The 410-nt window shown below is 41.7% G+C and carries 1 protein-coding gene; it reads left to right on the forward strand.

The window, feature by feature from the left end; translation table 11 throughout:
• A partial coding sequence (locus ABWW54_RS20135) for a zinc ABC transporter substrate-binding protein (protein ID WP_353415023.1) occupies positions 1-346 on the forward strand: 346 nt, incomplete at its 5' end.
• Between the last annotated feature and the right edge of the window lie 64 nt (positions 347-410).

A 410-nucleotide genomic window follows, 5' to 3' on the forward strand; every position in this document is an offset into this window, starting at 1 on the left:
GGCGTTAACTGTATTGATGAGTCGCAAGCAAGAAATCTATACCGAACTCTTGTTCTGGTCTTTACCAACAATTCGAAACGTTCAGTCGGGTTCGTTTTGGTCGAAAGCGCGAGATAAGTCTTGTTACTACGAGTCAGAACTTGTGCATACTTTGCATACCTCAATATTAGAATCTGAGTTCGTAGATAACGACATTCATTTCTTGAATTATCAAGCTAAAAGCTATTTTGAAAACGGAACTTGTTCTGTTGCATACAATGCCCAAATAGCACTGATAAATGAACTATTTGAGCTCGTACCTGAGAACCGTAAGGGTAATTTGTTATGGCAAGGTCCAAACAGTTAACAAGAATCAAAAGTACGCCTAACGGCGGGACGCGCGAAGTCGCGCGCCCCTTTGTTTGGCGTTA

The sequence above is a fragment of the Arenicella sp. 4NH20-0111 genome (genome assembly GCF_040366405.1).
Lineage (GTDB): Bacteria > Pseudomonadota > Gammaproteobacteria > Arenicellales > Arenicellaceae > Arenicella.